Origin of the sequence: Bacteroides finegoldii DSM 17565 (assembly GCF_000156195.1) — a bacterium.
Taxonomy (GTDB): domain Bacteria; phylum Bacteroidota; class Bacteroidia; order Bacteroidales; family Bacteroidaceae; genus Bacteroides; species Bacteroides finegoldii.
Map to the genome: position 1 here is coordinate 29006 of NZ_GG688335.1, position 21637 is coordinate 50642.

A 21637-nucleotide genomic window follows, 5' to 3' on the forward strand; every position below is an offset into this window, starting at 1 on the left:
TATGAAGAAATTACTATGTCTCGCCCTGTTATTGTCTGCCGGAAGTGTTTATACCGGCAGCGTTTCGGCAAGCAACCAACCTGCCGGTAAGAAATCCGGCAACAACTCAAAGGATATATACAAAAAGACCTGGATTGACTTCAACAAGAACGGTGTAAAGGATGTATATGAAGATCCTTCCGCGCCTATCGAAGCCCGTATTGCGGATTTGCTTTCGCAAATGACACTGGAGGAGAAGACCTGTCAGATGGCTACTCTCTACGGTTCGGGACGGGTACTGAAAGATGCATGGCCTACCGACGGATGGTCGACAGAAATCTGGAAAGACGGTATCGGAAATATCGATGAGCAGGCCAACGGGCTGGGTAAGTTCGGTTCTGAAATCTCCTATCCGTATGCCAACAGTGTGAAGAATCGCCACACCGTTCAGCGCTGGTTTGTGGAACAGACACGACTGGGTATTCCGGTCGATTTTACCAATGAGGGAATACGCGGATTGTGCCACGACCGGGCTACCATGTTTCCCGCTCAATGCGGGCAAGGTGCCACGTGGAACAAAAAACTAATCCGGGAAATTGCGAAAGTCACTGCTGATGAGGCGAAAGCACTCGGATATACCAATATTTATGCTCCGATTCTGGACATCGCACAAGATCCTCGCTGGGGACGTGTAGTTGAAAGTTATGGAGAAGATCCTTATCTGGTAGGCGAATTGGGTAAGCAAATGATTCTTGGTCTGCAAAGTGAAGGAATCGTTGCCACTCCGAAGCATTTTGCCGTTTATAGTATTCCGGTCGGTGGACGCGATGGAGGTACACGTACCGATCCGCACGTGGCTCCGCGTGAGATGAAAACTCTGTATCTGGAACCATTCCGTAAAGGTATTCAGGAGGCGGGTGCATTGGGCGTCATGAGTTCTTACAATGACTATGACGGGGAGCCTGTTTCCGGAAGTTATCATTTCCTCACGGAAATTCTGCGTCAGCAATGGGGATTTAAGGGATATGTAGTTTCGGATAGTGAAGCGGTGGAATTTCTACACACTAAACATCGTATCACTCCGACTGAAGAAGAAATGGCTGCACAAGTGGTAAATGCCGGATTGAATATCCGCACGAACTTCACTCCGCCACAGGATTTTATTCTTCCATTGCGTCGTGCTATTAGTGAGGGAAAAGTCTCTCTGCATACGCTCGATCAACGTGTTGGTGAGATTCTCCGTGTCAAGTTTATGATGGGGCTTTTTGATAATCCGTATCCCGGTGATGACCGTCGCCCGGAAGTGGTAGTGCATAATGCCGCCCATCAGGATGTATCTATGAGAGCAGCTTTAGAGTCCATCGTGCTTTTGAAGAATGAAAAAGAGATGCTTCCGCTATCCAAGAGTTTTAGCAAAATAGCTGTTATCGGTCCGAATGCGGAAGAAGTGAAAGAACTGACTTGCAGATACGGTCCCGCCAATGCATCTATAAAGACTGTCTATCAGGGAATCAAAGAATATCTGCCCAATGCAGAAGTTCGCTATGCAAAAGGTTGTGATATTATTGATAAGTATTTCCCGGAGAGTGAACTATACAATGTTCCATTAGACACACAGGAGCAAGCGATGATTAATGAAGCCGTAGAATTAGCAAAGGCTTCGGATGTCGCTATCCTTGTATTAGGTGGAAATGAGAAGACGGTTCGGGAAGAATTCTCACGTACCAACCTCGATCTCTGCGGGCGCCAACAGCAATTATTGGAAGCTGTTTATGCTACAGGAAAACCTGTCGTTCTGGTAATGGTAGACGGAAGAGCAGCTACTATCAATTGGGCAAACAAATATGTTCCTGCCATCATTCATGCATGGTTCCCCGGCGAATTCATGGGAGATGCTATTGCCAAGGTTCTTTTCGGAGACTATAACCCGGGCGGACGTCTGGCAGTTACTTTCCCGAAATCTGTGGGACAGATACCTTTCGCTTTCCCATTCAAACCGGGTTCGGATTCTAAAGGAAAAGTCCGTGTTGCCGGTGTGCTTTATCCTTTCGGATATGGTTTAAGCTATACGACCTTCGGATATTCAGACTTGAAAATCTCCAAACCAGTTATCGGGGCACAAGAGAATATCACTCTTTCATGCACTGTAAAGAATACAGGAAAGAAAGCTGGGGATGAAGTGGTCCAGCTTTATATCCGTGATGATTTTAGTAGCGTAACAACCTACGATAAAGTATTACGTGGTTTCGAACGTATTCATTTGCAACCGGGAGAAGAACAAACGATTAGCTTTACACTTACTCCTCAAGACTTGGGGTTATGGGATAAGAATAATCAGTTTACAGTAGAGCCGGGAAGTTTCTCGGTGATGGTGGGGGCTTCTTCGGTGGATATTCGGTTGAAAGGAAGTTTCGAGGTTCAATAAAGAATCCAGAATAATATTTATATAAAAAATGTGAGGTAACCTGAATCTTTGGAAGTTACCTCACATTTTCATTTGACCAATTATACCTTACAAAGGATATTCCTCAAAAGCATACAAAATGGTAGACAGATAACGTTCTCCAGTATCAGGCAATAACGCAACGATCATCTTTCCCGCATTTTCCGGCCGCTTCGCCAGTTCCGTAGCGGCATATACAGCTGCTCCTGAAGATATACCTACCAATAAACCTTCCTGTTTGGCTAATTCACGACTCGTACGAATGGCATCGTCATTCTGCACCTGAATAATTTCATCTACGACAGAAGCTTTGTACGTTTTAGGAATAAATCCTGCACCGATTCCCTGAATCTTATGAGGACCAGGTTTTCCTCCCGACAGTACAGGAGAATCAGATGGTTCCACTGCCACTATCTTTATACTCGGATCACGCATCTTCAATGCCTCACCTACACCGCTAACTGTCCCGCCAGTACCTACACCGGCTACAAAGATATCGACTTTCCCCTCGGTATCTCTCCATATTTCCAGACCGGTAGTTCGTAAATGCATGGCGGGGTTAGCAGGATTCTCAAATTGTTGTAAGATGGCAGCTCCCGGAGTTATACCTTTTAAATCTTCCGCTTTGGCAATTGCCCCTTTCATACCATCCGTACCAGGAGTCAGCACTAATTCTGCTCCTAAGGCTTTCAGAAGATTACGTCGCTCAATACTCATTGTATCAGGCATCGTCAAAATCAGTTTATAGCCTTTCGCTGCTGAAACAAAAGCCAATCCCACACCGGTATTGCCGCTAGTAGGTTCAATGATCGTTGCTCCGGGTTGTAAGACACCTTTCGTTTCAGCATCCTCAATCATAGCCAATGCGATACGGTCCTTAACACTTCCCGCAGGATTAAAAGATTCAATCTTTACAATCAGACGGGCTTTCAAATCATTGTTTTTATTATAGTTACTAAGTTCCAATAACGGAGTATTACCTACTAGATCCGTCAATTTCTTTGCAATCTTTTCCATATATATATGTTTTTAAATTTTCTTGTTTCAAGATATGACAAAGATAGTGCAGATTCTGTTCAGGGGAAATACCATAGATGTGGTAATTTCATACCACATCTGTCTGACTTTCGATCTAGATACTACAATAGGAAGTCAGCCCTCATAGGACTAAATGTATCAATCAGTACACCTGCTTCCAGACAAACACATCCATGAGGCTGGTCAGGTTCTACATAATAACCGTCGCCCGTAGAGAGAATTTCTTTCCGGTCACCAATGGTCAGTTCAAACTTGCCGCTTGCGACATAAGTAGCCTGGCTATGATAATGTTGATGTACAGCCCCAACGGCACCTTCCTCAAACTCCACCTTCACCATCATCAATTGCCCGTCATATCCCATCATCTGACGGCGGATTCCCGGAGCTGGTTTCTTCCAATCCAATTCTTTCTCAAACTGAAAAGTATCACTACGTGTTTTCATCTTCCAATCTCTTATTATTTATAACTATATTATTTAAACCTCTTCACATAATCTACAATCAGATAGCAAGCCGGACCGAGCACCTGACCATGATCGAATCCTTGCATCTCATACAACGTCACTTTCTTATTACCTATACTTTTCAGGACAGCTTCCAACAGCGCATTTTCTTCATATCTTGCCGCCATCTCCAGATGCTTGTCCCCCGTTATCAGTACAAGAGGGGCTGTTTCCTTGCGGGCCTTATTTACCGGAGCATATTCATCAACCACCGGAATACCGTTAGGCAAACCACGTTCCTTACGAATAGTGAAATGTGTCACCGTCTGACCACTAACCGGAAGATAAGCAGCCACACTATCAGCATCTACTCCATATGTTGCCATATATTTTTTATCCATCGCCAGAATCAATGAAAGATAACCTCCCGCAGAATGGCCGGAAACAAAAATGCGATCCTTACGTCCACCGTACTTCTCGATGTTCTTGAAAACCCATGCTACAGCTTCAGCTGCATCCTCAATATAAGCAGGATTCTTCGCCTTCGGACTTAAACGATAGTTTACCGCCACCACTGCAAACCCTTGTTCTGTCAATTCTTTGGGAATAAATTTACTTCCACCTTCCATACCCCCACCGTGGAACCATACGATAGTCGAAAAATCCCTCTTATTTTCGGGATAATAAATATCAAGTTTACAACGTTCCAGACGATAAGCGTCCATTTCAGAGTCAGGGACATAAGATATATCTTTATCGGTACAATAAGAGTTCTGTGCTTGAACTATGCATGCAGAAAACAAAAAGAGAAGAAAGCAAATCTTTTTCATAATTTTATTCATTTTCAATGATTCAGTATTACATTAACTATCAACCTAAACAGTTCATTCTTTTTTCAGACAGGAACAAAGATAAGACCTTATTCCAAGAACATAAGCAAAAAAGACTAAGAAAAGAACTCTTACTATTGATTGGGTAAAGTTCCAACTTGGACAAACGCTATTCAATTTACCACTTCAAAATAATAAAAGATCACTTATTGATATTGCTTTTAACAATAACTTTGGCATTAATAATATCCCGCTTATCAATGTACAATTCAGGTTTCTCACCTGCGCTTTCCACCAAAGCTTCAATGGTGATACATTCATCCGGCAACCATTGTTTAAAATATAGGGTGTTATCTTTCAACTCGGCTATACTATTGTCTGTAGCGGATATTTGAATAATCTGTTTTATATTTCTCGTATACAAAGGAAGTCCATGCCCTTTAGTCACCAAAGATGACTGGATTCCCTCACCCACAATATTCTGATTTCCTGTATTTTTTAGCATATAGCATATTCTCCAAAGATTTTCAATGGGCGTCATATCTTCATACTTCACAAAAACTGCAAGGCCCGGAACATTCGGTCTTTGTGTCAATAACGTATTTTCCATACAGTAAATTGTCACTCTGGTTTTTCTTCTTGACATGTGTGCCAAAAAAACAGTAAATAGTGCGCTGATAATAGCACAGATTATAGAATTTATAGTTCCCATGGTATATCTATTTTCTATTTGTTAGCCTGATTAACTGCTGTGTACAATACTCTAACTGTTCATTGACAAACTCCAGTCTCTTCTCTAATTTTTCAATTCTTTGCAAAGTTGCTTCTACATCAACTTCCACTCTTTCAATCTTCTCCTCCACATATTTGACAGTCTGCCAATCATACTTATTGTTTCGAACCTCCTCCTGTGTAGCAATATAAGCCGGGCAACTATTTTCCTGCCAAACCTGTTCACCACTAAGAAACCCCTTATAAGTGTTTAAAAGCTGTTCGACCATTGTATCCGAAAGTTTATAAATACCTTTATTCGAAATATATCCTTTACGCGCATCCATAAACAAAGTCTGCGTCGTCTTCCTGTCTTTTCTGAAAACAAGAATAGCCGTAGAAATAGCCGCACCATAAAACAGATTTTGCGGTAACTCAATAACCGCTTCAAGCAAATTATGCTCAATAATCTGATGCCGTATCTTACTTTCACTAGTACGAAACAAAACCCCCGCCGGAACCACGACAACAGCCCGCCCATTAGGTTTCAAACTTGCCAGAATGTGACTAATATATGCCCATGTAGCCTGACTTCTAGGCGGAATACCATATTGAAAGCGTCCATAACGATCAAACTCTGCTTCCTCTGTTGCCCACTTATCTGCAAATGGTGGTATAGAAGCAACAATATCAAACCGCTTTAACCCGCCGTCATCCGTCAGTTTAGGATTACTAAGGCTATCTCCCCAAAAAAAAGTGGAATCTTTGAATCCATTCAACATCAGATTCATTTTTGTCAATGCATATTGATTCCAGTTTGCCTCTTGCCCGAAAATATTAGCTCCCCTGATTCCAACCCTTTTACCAACTTCAACTAGCAGAGTACCACTGCCGGATACCGGATCGCACAAACTATTATTATCTTTATTATCGCCTATCAATTCCGCCACCAAACCAATAACCTCTTTAGGAGTAAGGACATTATTTATCTTCTTACCCGCCTCTTCGGCAAAAATGTACAATAACAGATTATATAAGGCACCGATATCTATTAACTTGCCAGCATCATCTGTTAATGTCAGTTTCTGAAAAAAATGAAGAAGTTCACGCAATTTACTCAATCTCTCATCCGTATCTCCCAATATATTACTTTCGAAGTTGATAGCTCTATTAATTTCATAACCTTCAATTACGCGGCTGTTCGCTTGCTCTAATTCATAAAGAGCAACATTTATCAACTTGCCAAGCTCCAGCGAGCCAAGTTCTTTGTAAAGATAGTCAAAAGAGCTACGTTCAGACACTAACAACCGAAGGAAAGGTTTATTCTCATCTGACTGAAAAGAGTCATTTGATTTGTAGTACTCACTTGCAGATTTCAGAAATAGCAAAGCCAATACATAATCCTTATACTGGTTGACAGAAAGCGTTCCACCTAAGATTTGTTTCGCCTTACCCGCTATATAATATGCAATTTCTATCATAACATATTTCATTTTAAAGAATCCATCAACAACTGTTCCTGCAAACTCCGTTTTAGTTCATTGATTTCACTGTAAATACTTTCCCCCTCTCTTCTCAATTGATCCATCTGTACAATAAGCTGTTGTGTCTGCATAGAAGGTATGCCGATCTGAAGATCACTTAGTACCGATTGAGGAATTACCTGAATTCCTGTACCTACCGATGATTTTTTTAATTTATTAAGAACAGATGGGGTATTGAGAAAACAGCAAAGAAATTCTGGTAGTATATCTTTTGATATAATACGTATAATAATGAATGACGAAGAAGCTACCATTTTTTCCACTACCCCATCATACAAAAAACAATAATTAGAGGCTCCTTTAGCCGCAAACAATAAATCATTTTTCCGTAACCTGTATTGGTCACCAATCCCCCTATCCACCACTGTAGTGATCCGACTGTAATCAGGTTTACTCCTCGGATTAATATCCTTAACCTGCAAATACTTTATATCACCTGCCGGATCGCTTTTCATATATATGCCAGATTGCATCATGGCAATATCACTTATTCTCTTTATATCCTTTGATGTTATATCCATATCCATACAATACAGTCCCTACTTAAATAAGCTATTCTAAAAAAGTTAAAGAATAAATTTCAGTTATCAATTCAATTACACTGCAAATATATCACTCTTTTTGATATATCAATGCAATATAAGGAAAATAAAAACACAAAAAATGAAAATTACTTTTATAACCTCTTCTTATTAGAAGCAATATCAAGTAGAATCCCTACTAAATAAGAATAAGTAAATATCAACTGAAAAGATATAGTTACATCTTATCCGTTAATACCTGATAAGTCTGATTATTCCAGGAGGTAGTAACAGTAACTTTCTTATTATCTACCCATCCCCACAGCTTAACACTACTATTTTGCTGGGGTATCATGTGATCTCCCATCATAGCAGGTTATTTAACCTTTCCCTGTATAAAAGATGAAAAACAGAAGCATAAAATCAAAATACTTAGAAGCTTTTTCATATTGTTCATATAAAGTTTAGCCCAGGTCTACACTAAAATTGTAATCCTGGGCCAAGATTCGTTCATATCCGTTAATTCATTACCAAACTCATATCGTCAAGGAACGGCTGTTGATGTCCATTTCTTCTCCAAACAATATATAACGTGAGTTCGAAATAAAATCAAAAAATAGCAAGTTGTCCGTCATTGACAAAATATACGTCAATGGCGGGCTTCTTTTCAAAAAAACAGTATGCCGCGATAGCCGACAAGGAGTTGGCTATAAAGTTATTGAATGAACGATGTCTGGAGTGTTCTATCTGCGCAATGTTCTTCAATTCGTCATTGACTGTTTCGAGCAGGGCTCTTTTTCTGAGCAAAATCTTGTCGGCAATACTCATCAGTGAATTCTTCATATTGTTTTTAACTCTAGTGACAAGCTGTATGCCATTAAGAAAAAGGTTCTCAAACAGAGCCTGACCAATATATTCTTTGTCTGCGCATAGTTTTCCTTTGATGTTTTCTAGAAACTTACCTTGCTTCAACGGTTCCCGGTCATCCACGTTTCCAGGCGTGAACATGAAATTGAGGATCTCTCCTTTGTCATTGATTATCAGATGCAACTTGAATCCGAAGAACCATCCTATTGAACATCTTCCACGCTCGGCAAGCCCTTCAAATGTCTTATTATACCTTAATCATATATTTTTCCTGTTGAAATGTAAATTCCTTGCAAAAATCATCGGCCATACAATAAATCTCTGTAACTTTAGACTCTGGAAACATAGCGGTAATCGTTTAAATGTTATAATTCAGCGCTATAAATTTAATACTTTTATCGCTATGTTTCTAATTATAAGTGAAATATATTTATTCTTATATCGAACTCACGTTAAATATCTATCCCCCCAAAAAAATAAAGTTCTCCTATCCCCAAATATACCCGAAGATATATTTCAGACAGGAGAACCACCATAATAGACAAAACAATAGTCTGTCCCTTTCTTATATTGTTCTTAAAATCCCTCTCTAAAGTTTTTTGATAGAGAAATCAGCAAAACGGATTTCCTCGTCACGCAACCGATCTTGCCAACTCCGGTTCTCACCCAAATAACGGTAGATACCCCATTTGGGACGAAGTCCGGTACAATCCGTACGCCACATATCCATTTTTTCAGGACCTAGTTTTAAAAGAACTTTTCCATCTTTGATACGTGTGATGATCACTTCATAAGAACCGTTCTCACCGAAACAGGCTTTTTCTTCTACCTCTACCCAGTTGCCTAGAAAATCGGCAAGGTCTGTACTAATAAGGGTAGAAGTGCTTCCACCACGTTTATCATAACGTACCCGCAATTGTTGTCCCCCTTTGCTGTTAGAATAGGCAGTCAGAGTGATAAGAGGAGAACTGACATCTGCTGTGCCCGACGAGTTATCAATACCTTTCAACTGGTGAAGATGAGAAAATTTAGTCGTCGTTTGAAACCCTACCGGCAGACAGAATTTCCAACGAAATACCATAGCCTCTCCCTTTTGTCCGACAAGACTTTTCGGAGATTTGTTATCCGTCTTTATCTCATTGCGCTGACGGTCAGTAATATTTGTAAGCCCACGATCATCATCGATCGTAGCATGAATGAAAAAAGCAAATACATACTTATTCAACTGATTATCATAAACCTGCTGAATATGCTGAAAATGAGCGGTCTTATGTTCACGTGAAGAATCAGGCGCTTCATGGTTATATCCCGAACGTTTAATCAAGTCATATGTTTTTATACTATTGCCATCAGCAATCAATGTACCATCCACCTGCTGTTCAGGTTTCGGTTGTTCTTTCTCGTCTATCACTTCCGATGAACTGTTGGAGCAGGCGATAAAAGCAAAAAGGGCTAAAAATAAGATTCCTTTTCTCATTTGGACTTATTTAACATGGTCAGTCAGGAAATCTACCGATTTGAAGAAAATTTCTTCCATTTTATCAGAAGTCTTTGAACTGACATTATGGTCATAATATTCATATCTCAACAGTTCACAGACTCCCCCTCTTTTCTTTAAAGCCGATGCAAATATCCCGCTCTGCTCACATTCTACCGTAACATCACATGTACCACATACCAACATGGAAGCAGGTACATTCTTTTTTGGAATCAGGTTGACAGGAGATACTTCCCGAAGTACTTTAGGATCCCTGCCACAGAAATATCCAATACGCTGAGGGTCTTTCGTCTTTTGAATGATAGCCGCCTTTTCCAAATCATAAATACCGGAATAACCAACGAAGGCCTTCGTTCCGGGTACAGTCATTGCAGCTACCGCAGCCAAATGAGCACCGGCGGAAGTTCCCAGAAAGCCAAAGCATTCAGGGTTGATATTCAGCTCTGCAGCATGTTCCCGTATATATTTCACAGCATCCCAAACATCTTGGATAGAAACTTTCACGGTTGCATCAGATTGCGGAGCCAATGTATAAGATACACGTACACCAGTGATCCCCTTTTGTTTTGCTAAATATTGGGATAAAGACCTAGACGAACCGTTATTGCCCCGTGCCCATCCACCACCGTGGAGATAAACTACAAAAGGAGCAGGGTTATCAGTTTCTGCAAAATCAACTGTCAGTATCAGCTCATAATCTTTATACTTTTTGTAAACAATGTCTTTTGTAATTACTCCTTTATAATCCTTGCTTTTCAAGCGGTTTGCCTGGTAAGTATAAGGAGTCATTACATCAGGAATTGTATTCACATCAATAAATTTCGCATATTTCTTTGCATATAGCAACAAATAAGAGCCATCTTCGTTCTGCTTCATCTTCATACCATAACGATTGGAAAACTGTTGTGGTTGAGTTTCCTGCGCAAGACAAAGAAACGGCAGCATACACAAATAAAAAAACAATTTCAATTTCATGTTATCACTTAATATCAGGTGAGGATAAATTATGTCTTCTAACTCTATTTCTTCTTCAAAATCAGATACGGTATCGTTTCTACATCAGATGTACTGTATTTCAACCCAATACGCTTTGCCGTATCAATATACTTTTGATTGCCCAATGCTGTTCCTGCTTCATAAAGAAGAATAGCTGCACGAGACTGGTCGAAAGGTTTAATTTGTTTGAATTTCCAACTTTCGGGATTCAGATAGTAGGGATATAGATAATCCACTGCCTGTGAAGCCACTTTTCCATTGGGAGCAGGCGTACTCCATAAATTAATACCAACTTGACTGGTGATTTGATTAGCTTCCATCAAAGCTTCCAAAGCGAAAGTTGAATAATGTAAAGAAAGGGTACGTTTCAACTCTTGGGGCAATGAGCCATCGTCAGCAATCTGTGTACCCATCTTGGGAAGAATACTTTGTTCAGCCACCTCACGAATACGGTCGGTACGGTCTAAGTAGGCTAATACCATCAGATGATTAGTTCACTCTTGCTTATCATTACTCCTGATATATTAAAATATTATCAAAAATATAAAGTCTGCGCTGTTCCTCAAAAAACAGTCCATGCAGAACACAGAGAGATGTTACAAAAGATAAAAGATAAAGACAAGGATGGAATGAAAGAGCTGGTACTCCGCCACTTGTCCAACCTGATTGATTTTGCCAAATTATCGACCAAAGGAGAGATTCCGGAGTTCGAATACGGGCATATCTAAAAAGCAAAAGAAAGCAATAAAAAAATAATAGAGGAGGACATTTGTCCTCCTCTATTATTTTTTAAGTTAACAGCTAGTCTCTCAATTAAGCTGCCGGATCGGGAGCTTCTCCGTGATTACCGTCCGAATTTCCGCCATCGCCAGAATCAGAGCCACCATTCCCTCCATTTGTTGCCACAACGTCCAATGGTACATATTTTGAGATACTCATCTTATCCAACATCGTTTTTAACTGACTTCCCGGGGTAAAAACTATTTTTCTCACTATGATATTACTACTATCGACATCCTTGGCTTCTATACCACTTTTAGCGTTAAAAGTAGGACGAAGTGTACCGAACTCACCTAGCTTCACCGTTTTTCCCTCATCCATATATCCTTCCAATGAATCAAGCAGCCCGTCTAAGACTAATTTGACCTGACCACGATGAGTACCACAAATCAATGATACATTTTTACACAATTTCGAGAAATCAATTACTCCATCGCTCACCGGAGCAGCGACATACTTCTTAGTTTTGGTTTCATCGAAATTAAAGACTCTTTCTTTTACTGCATACTGTAATCCCATAATTTTAAGTTTTTAAATTGTTTGATAAAAATGTTGTTTTGTGATCACGATGCAAAGATACAGCAAGGGAAAACCACCGAAGTGCTTTAATGCTCCTTAACTACCCGTTAATCTAAAAACACTCCTTTGAACACCTGCCTAAAAAAATATTCGCTTTTGCCTAAAAAAAGATATCCATCCTCCTAAACGCAGATATCTTTTTAGACAAGTATCGTCTTATTTGATAAGATAGGTAGCCACTACCGGAACATTACATTTCCGTATACGCAACTCTGGTAAGGGATTGACTGAAAAACAAACGAGCGAAATATTCAGTCGCTTTAAGATTTTCGAGAGCAGTAACCTGAAGCACGCCGGAAGTACCGGAGTGGGTCTGAACCTAACCAAAAGCCTGACTGAATTATTAGGTGGAGAAATCACTATAGAAAGTACTTTGGGAGAATATGTAGAATTCAATGTATCCCTGCCGCCTATGTACGTGAATTCCGAAAAAGAAAGTCAGGCTACAGAAGAAGAGACAGAGGTCAGTGAAATGCTTTTCATTCCTAAGCAGAAAGAAATTACCATACTGATTGTAGAAGACGAAAAGAATATCCGGGAACTGTTGAAAGATATTCTGCTTCCCTACTATCAGGTTCGCGAAGCTGCCGATGGAGAAGAGGCGCTGAAAGAAGTAGAACAAAAGCAACCGGACATCATTATCAGTGATGTGTTAATGCCCAAACTAGATGGCATTACACTGACAGATATATTGAAGTCTGATGAACGGACAGCTCATATTCCGGTTATTCATATTTCTGCCAAAAACTCTATTGAAGACCAGATCAATGCCTATAATCACGGAACAGATTTGTATATCCCTAAACCTTTCCATCCAAGACATGTGTTGAGTGCGGTAGAGAATATGATTAATAAATACTCTCTGATGAAAGAGTATTTCAAATCCGGCCGTTCCTCTCTTATTGTAAGGGATGGGATCACCATGCACAAAGAGGATGAATTATTACTGAACAAGATTATCAAGTTCATTGAAGATAATATCGATGATGAATCCATGAATCCGGAATATTATCAGATTCTTACGAGGTAGCTCAAATGAGATATGCGACTAATGGGACAATATCTGCTGTAATGTGATGTTCGAGAGGTCCGGTCAAGGCAAAAGTCGGAGTAGATTCTTCACCAGCATCGTCACTTTCCCAAGGAAACATGGCACCCCGGTAACCATGAGTGATAGCACGTTTGCAAGCAGCTGCAAGACGGTTGGTACGGTAGTTCACCATAGATTCGGCAATGCCTTGATTGAGCAATAATATAGGAGGATACATCCAAAGTTCCGTATCCCAAAAGATATGCCCGTTGTCCCCCTGTGAAGACAGCCCCATGGGAGAAATGCTCAATCCGGTACCCTCTCTTCCGAAAGAATAGAGGTTGAACAGGGCGAAACGCACTGCACGTTGAGCATCATCATCACCCTCAATACGAATATCACCTTGCCAAAGTTCATTCCATAGTTGGCAATGGAAAGTCATCAGACGGTCGGCACCCTCGTGGATAGCGTAAGTGATTTGACGTTCAGACTCATTGTAAGGATCTACGAAGTCACGCTTGGAACAGATGACACCTGCCAATGCAAAAGAATAGGTTTCTCCTTTTTTCAGAGATACGGTAAAAGATTATTGAATGGGAAAAGGCTCTTTCCAAGGGAGAAGACCAATGCCGCCATTAGCCATAGGAGCTCCTACGTAATCAGCATGAATATCTGAAGTATGGAGTTGCCACAAGTCTTTCTCGGAAGTAACGGCACGCATGGCCGTAAAAGAGCTTATCAATACCAGAATCAGTAAATTTAGTTTTCTCATGTTTTTCTATGTTGATTTACCACATTAAATACGGGGTAAAGATAAGAATAACTATTTGAAAATAATCATAATCTGCTCATCAATACCCTTATCGGGTATGCGCACACTACATACACAGGTTTCTTTATCCCAACTCCACGCCACAGATTCCGTATCATTCTCTAAATTATCTTCCAAGCGTTCCGTCTTAGCTTTCTTTATTTTCTTTCCTTTGACAGTAACCTCTTTCGGAACTTTCGCAGAATAAATACGAAACAACAGATTTCTCGGACCGGGGACAGTGTAACCTTTCCCTTCACGGGCAGAGACAATCAATTCATATCCATTCGCCAAAGTATTACAAACAATCGGTGTTTTGACAAATTCATCGCGCTGGTACCCTAAGTTTTCTCCTTCATCTTCATAAAGAGTAAAAGCAGCCTGTGCACCCTCCTGTGCAGGGAAAACTTCAAAAGTTAGTGGATATACCGGTTTCTCATGGGTGTAGTTCATCACCGGCATGGTGGGAATGATAGAACCTTGCTTCACAAACACAGGAACGAAGGACAAGGGAGCGTCAACCGTAGTCCATTGCTCTCCGGTGTAAACCGTCTTCTTGTTATTATAGTCAATCCATGTACCTTCGGGCAAATAGACATTTTTGGTACGAGCGCCTTTCTTCACCACAGGGGCTACCAGTAATTCACGGCCAAACATGAATTGGGCATCCGTAGAAAAAGTTTCCATATCCATTGGATATTCCAGAAACAGAGGCCGCATGATAGGCAATCCTGTATCATAAGCTTCGCGGGCATAAGTATAGATATAGGGCAACAAACGATATTTCAACTCGATAGCTGCCTTTGCGTTCTTTTCCGCTTCCGGTCCGAAAAGCCACGGTTCCACCGGATTATCTCCCTCATGGTGGATACGACTCAAAGGATTGAATGCACCGAATTGAATCCAACGGGTATAGAGTTCCGCCATAGCCGGATAATCTTCAATGTCTCCACAGTAACCGGTAATGTCACAGGAAGAAAACGGTATCAGTCCTAAACCGGCGGAAAGCATTACAGGAATCTGATTGGCTAACTGTCCCCAGCCTTGCAACACATCATCTCCGTTCCCGCTATCACCTGTCCAACCGAACGTATAACGTTGCAATCCGGCATAAGCAGCACGGGTCATTTGGAACACACGACGGTCCGGATTCCTCTTTTCAAATTGTTCTTTCACCACTTTATCCCAAGTCAATCCATAGACATTATGGATTTCATCGTGCATACCCAGATAGTGTTTCATGACGAGACGTTCCGTTTGCTCTTCGTTACTCCAGGCAGGTTCGCCCATGTCCGTCCAGAAGCCGGAGATACCGTCGTCAATCGGTTTCTGCTGATAGGTTCCCCACCAATCGGCTACGGCAGGCAAGGTGAAATCCACCACTCCACAGTTACCACCCCAAGGCCAGGGCATATCGTAGCTTTTACCGTTCGTACTGTCCTTTACAAAATAACCCAAACGATCAGCTTCTTCCCATTGCTTTTTATTAGCTTGTGCAATTACCGGATCTTGAGATACTACTACCTTAAAACCCATCCCTTTCAAATCCGAAAGCATCTTCTTTGGACTCTCATAGTTTCCTTTGCGCCATTCGAAATCCTGCAGATATTCCGTCCAGCCGATATCCTGATAGATAATATCACAAGGGATTCCACGTTTCCGGTAGCCCTCGGCTATTTCGCGACTTAGCTTTTCGCTTGTCAGCAGACCGCGGCATTGAGCAAAACCCAGCGCCCATTTCGGTGGCATGATAGGTTTGCCCGTCAGTCCGACGTATTGGCCGATAATTTCCTTATAGTCCTTGCCGAAAATAAAATAGTAGATCATTTCACCGTTCGGAGCTTCAAAGCTGTAATAGTCGCGACTTTCCGTACCGAACTTGAATTCCGTTTTGTACGTATTATCAAGAAAAATACCATACCGATAACTGCTCATAAAGAAAGGAATACTCTTGTAGAGCGGATCTTCCACTATACTGTAACAGGGTTTGTCACTATTCCACATCTTATAAGATTCGCCACGACGGTCCATCTTTCCTGTCTTTTCTCCCAGTCCGAAAAAATGCTCGTCACGACGGAGCACTTTATATTCCGTCTTCTTTGTTCCTTCACTCACATGCCCCTTGTCGGCATAATCACTAAACAGGAGTTTCTGATACTTATCAAATATCTGAAGACTCAACGGAGATTTATTTACCCGAATACGCAATTTCGGAGTAAAGATCTCATAACAGGCCGCCTGTTCGTCCACATGGACGGTCCCTACATCTTCCAACTCTTCATTAATCACTGCAAAAGAGGCATTCTTCCGTTGCAGCTGTCCATCGGGCGAAAACCAAACTTTGACTACCGAAGGACTACAGAGCTGTAGCTGCAACGCAGCACTGTCCGTCAGGTGAAAAGTCACCTGACGCCCTTGTTGTGTAAAAGAAGTGCATACCTTTGCGTTATCTGTGGCACAAAGCACAGAGATAGGTAACAAACAAGCTATCATCCATCCTATTATTCTATTCATATTCGCACTATCCTCTTATTTATTCCATATCTATCAGCCTCATTCATACTCTACTACCAACATTGTCCAATATTTCAATGACGGAAGTGCTACCTTTATCTCATTTCCTTCCTGAACGAAATCAAGCTCTTGAGAGACTCCGAAACGTGCATCCGGAGAGGCTGCCCAAACTGTTCTTACCGTCCCCTTTACGCTTACCTTTGTTTGGACCGATTCAATCAAAGAGGGTTCAACCTGCGTCCCATTAGAGTCACACCAATCCAAATGTACAGCATTGGTATAATTAAGGAAATGAATCACGTCCCTACGATCAAAGCGTTTCCCGATAGTGGCAATCTGATTACGGACAGGGGGCCATTGATTGACGGTCATCTTCCCATCTGTAGAAGAAGCTGTAACTCCATAAAACTCTCCACCATCACGTAAGAGATTCTCATACCCGGTGATAAAATCATAATAAGTCACCATTGCTTTCTTCAATTCCCCTTTCATTGCCAAGCTGCTGTTAGGGAAATACTCGGTAGTCAACATATGTTCTCCTAATTCCAGATGCGCACCACCCCATGCATGGATAGCGGCATTTGCCATTAATACACCAGGGGTATTGAAATAGCCACGCCCTTCACCGCCAAGCTTATAATTCATATAAGCAGCCAATACAGTTTTCTTTCCGTTCGACCATCGATCGTTGTTTGTGATAATATTTGAAAGGACGCTAAAGCCGTTATCGGTCGGTTTTTCCCACACTTCAGTATAAAGGAAATCTACCGGAGAGTTCGCAATCAAGTTTTCTTGACCATATTGTCCCACAGCATTCATCACCAACGACTTTTTCGGTTGAGCTTCTTTCATCGCCTTTATAAACACCGGGAAAGTAGCTGCGAGATCAACAGAGTTTCCATTATAATCATATAATTCTCCCCGACCACCTAACTGGTCAATCTGATAGCCGTCAAAATCAAAAACTTCATATACGTCGTTATTCTGCTGAGCCATATAGTCTCTCCATTCCTGCAATGCCGGATTCGTCAGATAGATGTTACTTTTGAAAGGAGAACCTAGCGGATGATAATCCTTGTTTCCGTGCTTCTTGTCCTTAAACAGGTACCAAGTTTCTTTCACGCCATCATCGGCCGCATCGCTCAAAGCTCCATAAGCAAGATTGTAGAAAAGAGATTTCATACCCCGTTTATGACCAGCGTCAATGTACCCCTGCACAGTAGAACGATAACAATCGCGATTGATAATATCTTTCCACACATCCATCGGAGCAGAAGGCGAACCTGCTAATGGCTTATGGTGTTTGTAATGCCAGTCCTGATACTGCACATAGTTGATATGATGGCGGTTCAGGTTATCCATTACCTTGTTAATCTCCTTTTCGCTCATTTTGCCATATTCGGAGAGAAATCCGTTGCGCGGAAAGCGTGCAGGGTCGGAAGACACATCAATGGCAATGCTGCTCAGAACAACCTCTTCGCCATTCTCTACTGTATATAAGTCGACCATATAACCTTTAAAGTCATCTGTCGGCGGATTCCAACTCCATGACTTTCCGGTGAGGGGAGTTTCGGAAAGCACCTTGTTGAGGTGCTTATAGCGAATGGTCACCTGCCCTTCGGGAAGATTGTTCAAAGAAAGTTGTACCGGTTCTCCCGGCTGATAGGCGGCTTTATCGGTAGACAGCAGTACGGTGATATAGCCGTCTCCGTAAGTAATAGGATTGTTCGAAGGCTCGTCGTCGATACAACCGGCCAATGAAAAAGCCAGGATACAAGCCATTATATATTTCGTCAGTTTCATAATTCAATCTGTATTAATCGTTATTTCTTTTGAAAATGAATCTCCTTTTTATAGGTATTGATAGTAACCTTAAAGGTTCCGGCATTATTCATATACCATTTATTGTCGCCCTTATCAGAAGAGAGATAACATGAGCCTGTAAACTCATCATACACTCCTTTATTATCTTCTTCCGCAACAAAGAATAAACCATCGTAATCACCGAATTGGAGAGGAAACTTTATCTGTCCGGTTCCCAATTCTCCTTCATATACAAATTCATTCTTGTTAGAGTTGCTTTGCGTAAGTTCTTTCACATTCTTCCAGGCAAAATCTCCGGATACTGCTTCTCCCATTGCCCAAACCTTCTCGTAAACTACAATTTGTTCCACTGTCAAGTCCTGGCTACCGACATTGAATGTCACAACATATTTACTTTTATACGTCTGCTTCTCTTCTGTCACCACTTCAGTCCCTTCTTTGTCTTTTGAAATTCGGAAAGTACCGTCCTGCAATTCTCCATTATAAGTGAAAAGCTCTGGGTTCGAATCATCTTTTGTCATGGCTATCGGCGTCTCTCCTGCCGCAGTTCCAATCATCCAAAATTCACTGTTATCCGGTTCTTCACCATCCAAATTGGTGATTTCAATATCCAATGTATTCAGATTTACTTTCACCCGATAGCTGGCACCACGCTTGATATTGAATTTATTATCCGGCCCGTCATTCTCATCCTGACGATAAATCAGTTTATTCTCATCACTTCCGTCCCTGCCAAACGAAGGATAGAAATCGCTCTGCTGAGTCACAAATTTAAGTTCACCCGTTCTAAGCTCACCTTCCCAAACAAATCCGTTAGGTTCATCAGCTATCGGAGTCATCTTCGTTGCATCGTCCAATGACCAACCGCCCGTAGTAGCCGAACCAATCATCCAAAGATTAGGATAAACCATCTCTCCGCCCAAATCCGTAATCTCAATATCCAATGTGCTTAGATTCAGTTTTATCCGATAGTTACCCGGAGTGCTTATCATAAACTTCTCATCCGGTTCGTCATCACTTTCCCTATATACAAGTTTATTCTCATCTTCACCATCCTTATTAAAAGAAGGAACAAAAGAAGTTTTCTGTAAGACGAATTTCAGTTCTCCTGAAAGAAGCACGCCTTCCCAAACAAATCCGTTCGGTTCATCCTCAATTGATTCCATCGGAGTAGCATTATCCAGACTCCATCCTCCTACAGTTGCTCCACCAATCATCCACAGATTCAGATAACGTTCTATATAAGGTGTCAGTTTGAATGTAACGACAGGAGAAACCTGAGTAAACTCTTCATGCCCCAATACAGCAGCAGTCACACGAGCTTCAAACTCCAATGTTTCATCCAAAGAACTATTCCACACTTCTGCCAACAAGTCATTCATCTCTTTATGGTTAAATGCCAGAATACGGGAATCCGTTGCACCTATATCCTTTTTCAGTCCTCCTGCGAAATTGTTACCTTTCAAATCCATTTCAAGAACATAGCTGATACGGGAATCTGTTCCATAGTTACTACCAGCAGTCCAAGCAAAATGAAAAGCTTCCCTATCACTCATCAACTGGTCCAGTTCCACTACTTCGGACGATACAGACAATACCAAAGACTCACTTCCTTTATCTGTCTCCATCTCATCAGAAGTACACGAATTAAATACAAAGCCCGCCAATAAAGCCGTCAGAGCAATATATATCTTTGTTTTCATAATCTTTCTTTTTTACTATTAATATCCCGGATTCTGTTTCAAATTGCCATTCGCCTCAATCTCTTTCAACGGTATAGGCATTAACAAATGTTTTTCCGCCGCATTGGTTTTTCCGATAGAGTGAAGGAATTTCAGAGCATAGTTGTCTTTCAGGCGAACCAAATCAAACCAACGGTCTCCTTCAAACGCCAACTCTATACGACGTTCCTGAATAATTTTCTCCCTCATCTGATCCTGTGTCAATCCTTCGATATCCGCCCGGTTAGTCAGTCCTGCCCGTTTTCTAACCTCGTACAAAGGGGCTTCCGCATCAGTTGTCAAAGCTTGTTCATTCAACGCTTCCGCTTTCATCAGTAGCACATCCGCATAACGGAGTACCACAAAGTTGGCCGGACTGGTATTGTAATCCATAGAGATGGATTTCGGGACCAGAAACTTACGCAAATTGTATCCCGTTGTAGAATAAGAAGACTGATATTGCTTTCCGTCAAAGTCAGGACATCCCAAATAAAGAATAGTCTTATCTTTACGATTATCCCCTTCTTCGTACTGGCTGACAAACTCGGCAGTCGGCTGGTTCCATCCGTAGCCGCCCGCCACCATATCCGAATTACGAGGGCCTGTAAACGCACTCAACCAAGAAGATTGGTTTTCATTACTCCAGAAATCATAATTGGTCTTACCATAATACTGTACCTCAAACAATGATTCAGGTCCATTTTTCTTATTCGGATTAAAGTTATCACTATAATCATCATTCAAACGATAACCCAATTTCTGTATTTCCTCACAAAGACGTACAATCTCCGCATACTCCTTTCTTTGGGTCAGATACACTTTGGCTAGCAACCCCATCGCTGCTCCTTTGGAAGCACGTCCCAAATCGGAAGCGGAATAAGAAGATTTATCCGGAAGCAAGTTGATCGCTTCTTTCAAATCATCTTCTATCAACTTATAGATTTCTTCTTTCGAAGCACGGAAAGGTTTCAAATCATCTTCCGAAGTCTGCGGTTCTGTCAGTAAAGGTACTCCTCCAAAAAGACGAACCAGAATAAAATAATAATGGGCACGCAAGAATTTAGCTTCTCCCAAACAACGGTTTTTCAAACTTTGATCAATATTCATACCCGGAACGTTCTTGATAACGAAGTTGCAACGGAGAATACCCGGAGACGGACCGCGCCATACATCAAGCACACCGGCATTATCGGTGGTGGTTATGAAGTTAGCCATATCGGTAGTCTCTATGCCATCCGTACCTCCACCTGCACCGACAATACTGTTACCGGCTACGATATCCAGTGTCCACATACGCATATTATATAATTTGGGCCATTGAAGCGGTTGATAAGCACCATTTACGGCAGCTATCGCATCTTCCGCTGCCTGAAAACTCTTGGAAGTATCGATAGAGTCCCACGGTTCTTTATCAAGGAAACCATTACAGCTGCTCAATGTCAAGCCCAACAGGAAGCAAGGAAGTATATATCTGAACTTTTTCATATTTGTCAATCAATTAAAGGTTC

Annotated in this window: 18 protein-coding genes and 4 pseudogenes; 4 read left to right on the plus strand and 18 right to left on the minus strand. The window is 41.4% G+C overall.

Annotated elements, in window-relative coordinates; translation table 11 throughout:
* The first annotated feature begins 1 nt into the window (after position 1).
* Entirely contained in the window at positions 2–2404 is a 2403-nt protein-coding gene (locus BACFIN_RS01940) for a glycoside hydrolase family 3 N-terminal domain-containing protein (protein ID WP_007757603.1), read from the plus strand.
* An 87-nt stretch (positions 2405–2491) separates the two neighbouring features.
* Here BACFIN_RS01940 and cysK read toward each other — a convergent pair whose 3' ends face one another.
* The 11 genes and pseudogenes from cysK to BACFIN_RS01890 form a co-directional block, all read right to left on the minus strand.
* The gene (gene cysK / locus BACFIN_RS01935; protein ID WP_007757605.1) at positions 2492–3439 is read right to left on the minus strand and encodes a cysteine synthase A; all 948 of its coding nucleotides are present in this window, start codon (positions 3437–3439) and stop codon (positions 2492–2494) included.
* 122 nt (positions 3440–3561) lie between these two features.
* On the minus strand, positions 3562–3903 hold the full coding sequence (locus BACFIN_RS01930) for a cupin domain-containing protein (protein ID WP_007757606.1): 342 nt from the start codon (positions 3901–3903) through the stop codon (positions 3562–3564).
* A 29-nt stretch (positions 3904–3932) separates the two neighbouring features.
* Positions 3933–4733, minus strand: coding sequence for an alpha/beta hydrolase (locus tag BACFIN_RS01925; RefSeq protein WP_032839953.1), 801 nt, complete (start codon positions 4731–4733; stop codon positions 3933–3935).
* 202 nt (positions 4734–4935) lie between these two features.
* A complete protein-coding gene (locus tag BACFIN_RS01920; RefSeq protein WP_232281672.1) occupies positions 4936–5445 on the minus strand; it encodes a hypothetical protein in 510 nt (169 codons plus the stop codon).
* Between the two features lie 7 nt (positions 5446–5452).
* Positions 5453–6925: a class I SAM-dependent DNA methyltransferase gene (locus BACFIN_RS01915; RefSeq protein WP_032839954.1), complete on the minus strand. Its 1473-nt coding sequence runs from the start codon at positions 6923–6925 to the stop codon at positions 5453–5455.
* 8 nt (positions 6926–6933) lie between these two features.
* The gene (locus BACFIN_RS01910; RefSeq protein ID WP_007757624.1) at positions 6934–7515 is read right to left on the minus strand and encodes a restriction endonuclease subunit S; all 582 of its coding nucleotides are present in this window, start codon (positions 7513–7515) and stop codon (positions 6934–6936) included.
* Between the two features lie 238 nt (positions 7516–7753).
* Positions 7754–7957: pseudogene (locus BACFIN_RS23785) on the minus strand (sialate O-acetylesterase); the annotation flags it as partial.
* A gap of 161 nt (positions 7958–8118) precedes the next feature.
* Positions 8119–8722, minus strand: a pseudogene (locus BACFIN_RS21040) (IS982 family transposase).
* Between the two features lie 243 nt (positions 8723–8965).
* Complete coding sequence (locus BACFIN_RS01900) at positions 8966–9853, minus strand: hypothetical protein (protein WP_007757630.1); 888 nt, start codon at positions 9851–9853, stop codon at positions 8966–8968.
* Positions 9854–9859: 6 nt separating this feature from the next.
* The gene (locus BACFIN_RS01895) at positions 9860–10849 is read right to left on the minus strand and encodes an alpha/beta hydrolase (protein WP_007757631.1); all 990 of its coding nucleotides are present in this window, start codon (positions 10847–10849) and stop codon (positions 9860–9862) included.
* A gap of 44 nt (positions 10850–10893) precedes the next feature.
* Positions 10894–11352 carry an alginate lyase family protein gene (locus BACFIN_RS01890; protein ID WP_007757632.1) on the minus strand — a complete coding sequence of 153 codons (459 nt, stop codon included), beginning with the start codon at positions 11350–11352 and terminating at the stop codon, positions 10894–10896.
* A 111-nt stretch (positions 11353–11463) separates the two neighbouring features.
* Between BACFIN_RS01890 and BACFIN_RS23645 the strand changes: the two genes are divergently transcribed.
* Positions 11464–11598: a hypothetical protein gene (locus BACFIN_RS23645; protein ID WP_262479250.1), complete on the plus strand. Its 135-nt coding sequence runs from the start codon at positions 11464–11466 to the stop codon at positions 11596–11598.
* 85 nt (positions 11599–11683) lie between these two features.
* Here BACFIN_RS23645 and BACFIN_RS01885 read toward each other — a convergent pair whose 3' ends face one another.
* On the minus strand, positions 11684–12169 hold the full coding sequence (locus BACFIN_RS01885; RefSeq protein WP_007757634.1) for an HU family DNA-binding protein: 486 nt from the start codon (positions 12167–12169) through the stop codon (positions 11684–11686).
* Positions 12170–12425: 256 nt separating this feature from the next.
* Between BACFIN_RS01885 and BACFIN_RS23650 the strand changes: the two are divergent.
* Together BACFIN_RS23650 and BACFIN_RS01880 are read left to right on the plus strand one after the other, a co-directional pair.
* A pseudogene (locus tag BACFIN_RS23650) lies at positions 12426–12626 on the plus strand (ATP-binding protein); the annotation flags it as partial.
* On the plus strand, positions 12603–13259 hold the full coding sequence (locus BACFIN_RS01880; RefSeq protein ID WP_342763646.1) for a response regulator: 657 nt from the start codon (positions 12603–12605) through the stop codon (positions 13257–13259). The pseudogene BACFIN_RS23650 and the gene BACFIN_RS01880, both read left to right, overlap by 24 nt.
* Before the next feature lie 28 nt (positions 13260–13287).
* Here the strand turns inward: BACFIN_RS01880 and BACFIN_RS21045 are convergent.
* From BACFIN_RS21045 to BACFIN_RS01860, 6 genes and pseudogenes are all read right to left on the minus strand, one after another.
* Positions 13288–13839 (minus strand): annotated as a pseudogene (locus BACFIN_RS21045) (glycoside hydrolase family 65 protein); the annotation flags it as partial.
* Positions 13840–13845: 6 nt separating this feature from the next.
* The gene (locus tag BACFIN_RS23915; protein WP_007757637.1) at positions 13846–14031 is read right to left on the minus strand and encodes a hypothetical protein; all 186 of its coding nucleotides are present in this window, start codon (positions 14029–14031) and stop codon (positions 13846–13848) included.
* 51 nt (positions 14032–14082) lie between these two features.
* Positions 14083–16563, minus strand: coding sequence for a glycoside hydrolase family 31 protein (locus BACFIN_RS01875; RefSeq protein ID WP_374728457.1), 2481 nt, complete (start codon positions 16561–16563; stop codon positions 14083–14085).
* Between the two features lie 60 nt (positions 16564–16623).
* Entirely contained in the window at positions 16624–18387 is a 1764-nt protein-coding gene (locus BACFIN_RS01870) for an endo-dextranase (protein ID WP_007757640.1), read from the minus strand.
* A 20-nt stretch (positions 18388–18407) separates the two neighbouring features.
* A complete protein-coding gene (locus tag BACFIN_RS01865) occupies positions 18408–20111 on the minus strand; it encodes a SusF/SusE family outer membrane protein (RefSeq protein ID WP_007757641.1) in 1704 nt (567 codons plus the stop codon).
* Positions 20112–20129: 18 nt separating this feature from the next.
* Complete coding sequence (locus tag BACFIN_RS01860; protein ID WP_007757642.1) at positions 20130–21614, minus strand: RagB/SusD family nutrient uptake outer membrane protein; 1485 nt, start codon at positions 21612–21614, stop codon at positions 20130–20132.
* Between the last annotated feature and the right edge of the window lie 23 nt (positions 21615–21637).

Excerpts from the sequence above, each read along its gene's own strand:
- BACFIN_RS01940 (WP_007757603.1), top strand. The coding sequence starts at position 2 with ATGAAGAAATTACTATGTCTCGCCCTGTTATTGTCTGCCGGAAGTGTT.
- cysK (WP_007757605.1), bottom strand. The coding sequence starts at position 3,439 with ATGGAAAAGATTGCAAAGAAATTGACGGATCTAGTAGGTAATACTCCG.
- BACFIN_RS01930 (WP_007757606.1), bottom strand. The coding sequence starts at position 3,903 with ATGAAAACACGTAGTGATACTTTTCAGTTTGAGAAAGAATTGGATTGG.
- BACFIN_RS01925 (WP_032839953.1), bottom strand. The coding sequence starts at position 4,733 with ATGAAAAAGATTTGCTTTCTTCTCTTTTTGTTTTCTGCATGCATAGTT.
- BACFIN_RS01920 (WP_232281672.1), bottom strand. The coding sequence starts at position 5,445 with ATGGGAACTATAAATTCTATAATCTGTGCTATTATCAGCGCACTATTT.
- BACFIN_RS01915 (WP_032839954.1), bottom strand. The coding sequence starts at position 6,925 with ATGATAGAAATTGCATATTATATAGCGGGTAAGGCGAAACAAATCTTA.
- BACFIN_RS01910 (WP_007757624.1), bottom strand. The coding sequence starts at position 7,515 with ATGGATATGGATATAACATCAAAGGATATAAAGAGAATAAGTGATATT.
- BACFIN_RS01900 (WP_007757630.1), bottom strand. The coding sequence starts at position 9,853 with ATGAGAAAAGGAATCTTATTTTTAGCCCTTTTTGCTTTTATCGCCTGC.
- BACFIN_RS01895 (WP_007757631.1), bottom strand. The coding sequence starts at position 10,849 with ATGAAATTGAAATTGTTTTTTTATTTGTGTATGCTGCCGTTTCTTTGT.
- BACFIN_RS01890 (WP_007757632.1), bottom strand. The coding sequence starts at position 11,352 with ATGGTATTAGCCTACTTAGACCGTACCGACCGTATTCGTGAGGTGGCT.
- BACFIN_RS23645 (WP_262479250.1), top strand. The coding sequence starts at position 11,464 with ATGTTACAAAAGATAAAAGATAAAGACAAGGATGGAATGAAAGAGCTG.
- BACFIN_RS01885 (WP_007757634.1), bottom strand. The coding sequence starts at position 12,169 with ATGGGATTACAGTATGCAGTAAAAGAAAGAGTCTTTAATTTCGATGAA.
- BACFIN_RS23915 (WP_007757637.1), bottom strand. The coding sequence starts at position 14,031 with ATGAGAAAACTAAATTTACTGATTCTGGTATTGATAAGCTCTTTTACG.
- BACFIN_RS01875 (WP_374728457.1), bottom strand. The coding sequence starts at position 16,563 with ATGATAGCTTGTTTGTTACCTATCTCTGTGCTTTGTGCCACAGATAAC.
- BACFIN_RS01870 (WP_007757640.1), bottom strand. The coding sequence starts at position 18,387 with ATGAAACTGACGAAATATATAATGGCTTGTATCCTGGCTTTTTCATTG.
- BACFIN_RS01865 (WP_007757641.1), bottom strand. The coding sequence starts at position 20,111 with ATGAAAACAAAGATATATATTGCTCTGACGGCTTTATTGGCGGGCTTT.
- BACFIN_RS01860 (WP_007757642.1), bottom strand. The coding sequence starts at position 21,614 with ATGAAAAAGTTCAGATATATACTTCCTTGCTTCCTGTTGGGCTTGACA.